The organism is Paenibacillus wenxiniae (assembly GCF_039822605.1).
Lineage (GTDB): Bacteria > Bacillota > Bacilli > Paenibacillales > Paenibacillaceae > Saccharibacillus > Saccharibacillus wenxiniae.
On sequence record NZ_JBCGUH010000005.1, the window covers coordinates 402,753 to 409,031 of the forward strand.

Genomic DNA, 6,279 nt, shown 5'->3' on the forward strand with positions numbered 1-6,279 from the left:
CGCGATCTTGATCCTATCAGGCGTTATGTTAACTCCCATTATGTTCGTGCTTATTATAGCTAACCGGGTAGCTTACTTATTCCCAGCCTTCCAGCACCAGCTTACCGATCATATTGCCAGCTTCAAGCTGACGATGCGCTTCACGCAAATTGTCCGCGTTAATTGGCGCTAAGCGCTCGGCTTCTGTGCTATGAAACACACCCTCATCGACCAGCTTCGCAACCTGCTGCAAAATACGCTGTTGTTCCTGCATATCCGGTGTACCGTATTTGGCACGCGTAAACATAAACTCCCATACAAACGAGGCACTTTTATCTTTTAATAGACCGAGATCGACAGGCTCCGATGTCTCGACGATCGAGCAAATACGCCCCTGTGGCGCAATCGCTTCCGCCATCCCTTTCCAGTGCTGATCCGTCTGATTTAGGCAAAAAATATAATCCACTTCTCCAACTCCAAGCTCCTGTAGCTGTGGCAATAGCGGATCATGGTGATTGATCACATGATGTGCACCATGAGCAAGCGTCCATTCTTCCGTTTCCGAACGTGAAGCGGTGCCGATGACGGTTAATCCAGCATGACGGGCGATCTGCGTCGCCACTGAGCCTACACCACCGGCGGCGTTGATGATCAGTATCGTTTTACCGGCATTCTCCTGCTCATCATGCGTAATACCAAGTCGATCATAGATGCCTTCCCATGCGGTTAAAGCGGTTAGCGGCAATGCGGCAGCCGCAGCAAAGTCCAGACTGGACGGCTTATGTGCAGCAAGGCGGCTATCTACGACGTGATATTCGCTGTTTCCGCCCGGCCGTGTCACACTGCCAGCGTAGTATACTTCATCACCCCTCTGGAAACCTTCGACCATATCACCGACCGCTTCAACGATGCCGGCTACGTCCCAGCCGAGAATGCGCGGCTCGGATTCGACTTTGTCCTTCGGTGCACGCAGCTTCGTATCGACCGGATTGACCGAGATTGCTTCTACTTTTACGAGCAGATCATAACCGGTTGCAGTCGGCATCGGAATCGTTACATCCTGCAAACTATCCGGATCGTCAATCGGTAAATAACGTGTTAACCCTACCGCTCTCATGTTTGCTCCAGTCATATCAAGTTCCTCCTATAGCATAAGCTTTATTTTGAATGATACGTGTACGAATTGATTTGGATGCAACTCGCTGTCTCTCCACGATTAATACCCGTTTTAGGTAGGCGGCGCAACAGGGGCTTTTCTTATAAAGCCTGTATGTGTAACGTTCCATTACTCCACATTAATATGATCTCATATTCTTTCGACCATATCGTATCTATCGCAAATATATCCATACATACATTCATTACATTCAATGTCATTAGATCGCTACAGATCGCATTTCATCGAATTTGAAATTATCTATGGTTGTGGCATTTGGACTGCGGCTTATCTGTCGTTCATCTGTTGTCTTGCAGATGTGCACGGCAGGTAGGTGCGCATGCTACAATGCCCTTGTTTACACCGAAAATGTTTACTCAGGGAGATGAATCGATATGATTCGATTATCGGTATTTACCGTCTGTACGCCAGACCTAACCCCTCAGCAACTGATCGATGCCGCACATGGGGCAGGCATCGATGGGATCGAGTGGCGGTATGCGGCAATTCCTGCTGATGCGGCAGACGAAGCACCTTCATTTTGGCGGCATAATCGTTGTTCAATTGCCCCCGGTACAGATGCAGGCGAGCTGTTACAACTACGAGCACAATGTAAGCAGGGGCATGTACAACCGATCGCACTGGTGCCGTATTTAAAATGTGGTGATCTGGATACAGCGCAACAGGCATTTGCCGCAGGACAGCAGCTTGGCGTCTCGATGATACGTGTGGGCGTACCCACATACGACGGCACGCGCCATATCGATGAGCTACAACAGGAAGCTGTACGGTACTTAAGCGCCATTGCACATATGGCTGCTTCATATGGGATCAAAGCGCTGATCGAAACGCATCATGGCACCATTGCAGCCAGTGCTTCAGCAGCGAGACAACTTGTCGATGGCTTGAATCCACAGCATATAGGTGTACTGTATGATCCCGGCAATATGGTGCATGAAGGTTTTGAAAACGCTCGCATGGGCATCGAGCTATTAGGTCCATATCTGGCACATGTGCATGTCAAAAATGCCGCATGGCAACAGCATAATGGACAATGGCAATGCCAGTGGGCACCGCTACATGCAGGCATTGTACCGTGGCAGTCTATCATCCATACGTTATTGGAAAATGGATACGACGGTTATCTCGGTCTTGAAGATTTTAGTGGACAATGGGCAAGTACAGACATGCTCCAGCAATTTGCCAATATGTTCCGCTCTTTTATACAGTCACCCCAACTGGAGGCGAATTCATAATGAATCCCGATCTGACAGCATCTTCTTCTACCACATCTCCTGCCATCGTTCGTGTCGGCGTGATCGGTATCGGCAATATGGGCAGCACACATGCCAAAACATTACTTTCCGGTGCGATTCCCGGCGCTGAGCTAGCAGCTGTTTGCGATATCCGCGAGTCAATGCGGCTGTGGGCAGCAAAACAATTGTCACCGCATGTCGCGTTCTGGACTGACTCGCAGCAGATGATGCAATCCGGTACGATCGACGCTGTACTGCTCGCTACACCACATGACGACCATGCACGACAGGCAATGATCGCATTTCAGCACGGTCTGCATGTGCTGGTCGAGAAGCCAGCCGGCGTAAGCACCGCTCAAGTCCGGCAAATGAATGAAGCGGCAGCCGCTGCGCCGAACAGCGTCTTTGCGATTATGTACAATCAGCGTACCAATCCGGTATACCGCAAGCTGCGCGAACTAATCCAATCCGGTGAGCTTGGCGAGATACGGCGCATGAACTGGATCATTACGACATGGTATCGTCCGCAAAGCTATTACGATTCCGGCGGCTGGCGTGCGACATGGGGTGGTGAAGGTGGCGGTGTGCTGATTAATCAGTGCCCGCATCAGCTCGATCTGCTGCAATGGACGACCGGCATGATGCCAGAGCGCATCCGTGCCTTTTGCCGATTCGGACGTTATCGCGATATCGAGGTCGAAGATGATGTGACTGCCTATGCGGAATATGCGAATGGTGCAAGTGCCGTATTTATTACGACGACTGGCGAAGCACCGGGAACGAATCGTCTGGAAATGACCGGTGATCGCGGCAAAATCGTGATCGAAAACGACCAGCTTACCTTCTGGCGACTACGCGAATCGGAACCCGAATTCAATAGCCGCTATACTGGCAAATTCGGCAGTCCAGAATGCTGGCAATGCGAAATTCCAGTCGAAGGCGAAGAAACAGGCCATCCCGGTATTATCCGCAACTGGATCGATGCGATTCGTTATCATACGCCGCTATTATCTCCTGGTGAAGAAGGGATTCATGGACTGACATTGTCCAATGCGATGCTACTGTCCACATGGAAGGATGGCTGGGTAGAATTGCCGCTGAATGAGCAGCAATTTACCGACGAGCTGGAGCAGCGTCGTCAACATTCCGTGTACAAGCCGGGCACTACAGTAGAACCGGAAGATGTGCCTGCCGATCTGAGCGGTACATTTAAGTAACAAGAATAGCGGTGGAATAGTGGATAACGTCAACTCCGCGCAACGACGAATAGCGATGCGCTGAATAACGCTAACTCCACGCAACAATGGATAGCGGTGTGCTGGATAACATCAACTCCACTCAACGACGGATAGCGGTGCACTGGATAACGCAAACTCCACTCAACGATGGATAGCGGTGTGCTAGATAACGTCAACTCCACTCAACGACGGATAGCGGTGTGCTAGATAACGTCAACTCCACTCAACGACGGATAGCGATGCACTGGATAACACGAACTCCACTCAACAATGGATAGTGGTGTGCTGGATAACACGAACTTCATGCAATAACGAATGGCGAAAGATAAGATTCTACTATGAAAAAGGATGTGTCAGCATGAGTAAAGATGGCATGTTTTATGTACCGGAGAGCCAGCATCAAACCGAAATTGTATGTGCACCCGGCGAATTTGCATTCGCAGCCGTAGCGCTCGATCATGGTCATATTTACGGCATGTGTGCCGGTCTGACCGAAGCAGGCGGTACTTTAAAATGGATCTATGATCCTGTGCCGGAGCGCGCCGAAGCACTTCAGCGCAAACACCCGGAAGCTCAGCTCGCGCCTTCGCTGGAAGCGGTGCTGCATGATGACACCATACATCTCGTTGCGGCGGCAGCGATTACGAGCGAACGCGGTCCACTCGGTGTACGTGTAATGCAGGCAGGCAAAGATTATTTTACCGATAAAGCACCGTTCACAACGCTACAGCAATTAGAAGATGCACGCGCCGTAGCTGCACAAACGGGCAAAAAATACATGGTCTATTACAGCGAACGACTGCATGTGGAGAGTGCGATCTATGCCGGACAGTTGATCGATCAAGGGGCAATCGGCAAGGTCGTACAGGTAATGGGCACGGGTCCTCATTTGCTGGCGGCCCATCGTCGACCAGACTGGTTTTTCCGGCGTGAGCAATATGGCGGCATTTTATGCGATATCGGCAGCCACCAGATTGAGCAGTTTCTGACGTTTACCGGGTCCTATGATGCGACGATCAACTATAGTCGGGTCGCCAACTTCAATCAGCCGCAATATCCAGAGCTGGAGGACTTTGGCGAAATTTCACTGACCGGTACTAGCGGCTCCTCCGGCTATGTGCGTGTCGACTGGTTCACACCGAATGGACTCGGCACTTGGGGTGATGGACGGATGGTTATTCTTGGCACAGACGGCTATATCGAGCTGCGTAAATATATCGATGTCGCACGCGATCCGGCGAAGGATCATGTGTACCTGGTCAATCATGAAGGTGAGTATCATTTTGGGGTATCCGGTAAAATTGGCTATCCATTCTTTGGACAATTGATCCGCGATGTGCTGGATCGCACGGAAACGGCGATGACGCAGGAACATGCATTCAAGGCAGCCGAGCTGTGCCTTATCGCTCAGCAGCAGGCATGGAATCGCCCGGAAGGGCTGGCTGGTTTCCAGCAGGGGCATACATCAGCTTCACCAACAGCAACGCCACATCTGCGTTAGCTTTAACTTCATGTAAAAATACATTAAATCATTCAAAATCGCTCCATCTTCCATCCGCACATGCTAAAATGGACACAACCTTGTAAACGTTATCATTAGGAGGTGCCTGTCCTATGCCGCATAATTTGCGGATGGAACATGCGGTGAATTATGTGTATCGTCAGGATCAACATTTTCAATCGATTGCCGCGGATGGATTTCATTCACATTTGCATTATGAGATTTACTATTTTCACGAAGGCATCTGTACGTATATTGTCGGGGAGCATACGTATCAGCTGCGGCCTGGCGATGTATTGCTTATGCATGGACGTACATTGCACCGTCCGCATCCGCAGCCGGGCTATCCGTATATTCGCTCCACACTGCATTTTGATCCGGCGCTGGTGGAGCGGTATGTACAGCCTGCTCATCTGCATGCGCTATTGGAGCCATTTGAGCAAGCGGGCGGCTATCGACTATCGCTAAGTGCACAGGAACGCAGCGATCTGGAAGTGCTGCTGGAACAGCTACATCGGTTACCGCTTGGCGAAGATGGCAAAGTGCCGTTAACTGTAATGATGAAGTTATGCGATATGCTGGCTTTGCTGGCAAGCTGTTGTGAACAGGAGCAGCCGCCATTGATGCAAGAAGGTCGGGAGCAGTATGCACACGATATTTTGGATTATATCGAGCAGCATTATATGGACGATATGACGCTGGAACAGATTGCCGATCATCTGCATCTGTCACGCTCTTATGCCGCTTCGTTGTTCAAATCATGGACAGGCATGACTATTTTCAAATATTTGTATCATCGGCGGATCAATCAGGCGAAGCTGCTGCTGCAATACCAGCATACATTACCGATTAGCGAAATTAGCCGCATTTCTGGCTTTAAGCAGCCGGGTCATTTTAGCCGGATGTTCAAAGAAGAGATCGGTGTAACGCCAGAGACATATCGAGCACGTTTAATCGGTTCGGAGACGGGGCGATAGCGAACTGGCAGATCGTTGCTCATGAGCAACTGGATCGAAATCGACGACGAATACAGACAACAAACGGCGACAAGATGATCCTGTCGCCGTCTTTGTCTGCTTCTGCTTCTGCTTCTGCTTCTGCTTCTGCTTCTGCTTCTGCTTCTGCTTCTGCTTCTGCTTCTGCTTCTGC

At 50.3% G+C, this 6,279-nt stretch carries 5 protein-coding genes; 4 read left to right on the forward strand and 1 reads right to left on the reverse strand.

All coding sequences use genetic code 11. The annotated features are described in order from the left end of the window. Positions 1–76 precede the first annotated feature (76 nt). On the reverse strand, positions 77–1,111 hold the full coding sequence (locus tag AAHF22_RS12400) for a zinc-binding alcohol dehydrogenase family protein (protein ID WP_347325322.1): 1,035 nt from the start codon (positions 1,109–1,111) through the stop codon (positions 77–79). 419 nt (positions 1,112–1,530) lie between these two features. Here AAHF22_RS12400 and AAHF22_RS12405 point away from each other — a divergent pair, with 419 nt between their 5' ends. The 4 genes from AAHF22_RS12405 (at position 1,531) to AAHF22_RS12420 (ending at position 6,107) form a co-directional block, all read left to right on the forward strand. Next, on the forward strand, positions 1,531–2,391 hold the full coding sequence (locus AAHF22_RS12405) for a sugar phosphate isomerase/epimerase family protein (RefSeq protein ID WP_347325323.1): 861 nt from the start codon (positions 1,531–1,533) through the stop codon (positions 2,389–2,391). Next, on the forward strand, positions 2,391–3,608 hold the full coding sequence (locus tag AAHF22_RS12410) for a Gfo/Idh/MocA family protein (RefSeq protein WP_347325324.1): 1,218 nt from the start codon (positions 2,391–2,393) through the stop codon (positions 3,606–3,608). The genes AAHF22_RS12405 and AAHF22_RS12410 overlap by 1 nt, the downstream gene beginning before the upstream one ends. Positions 3,609–3,987: 379 nt before the next feature. Continuing rightward, on the forward strand, positions 3,988–5,130 hold the full coding sequence (locus AAHF22_RS12415) for a Gfo/Idh/MocA family protein (RefSeq protein WP_347325325.1): 1,143 nt from the start codon (positions 3,988–3,990) through the stop codon (positions 5,128–5,130). 113 nt (positions 5,131–5,243) lie between these two features. Beyond that, positions 5,244–6,107: a helix-turn-helix domain-containing protein gene (locus tag AAHF22_RS12420; RefSeq protein WP_347325326.1), complete on the forward strand. Its 864-nt coding sequence runs from the start codon at positions 5,244–5,246 to the stop codon at positions 6,105–6,107. Positions 6,108–6,279: the final 172 nt, after the last annotated feature.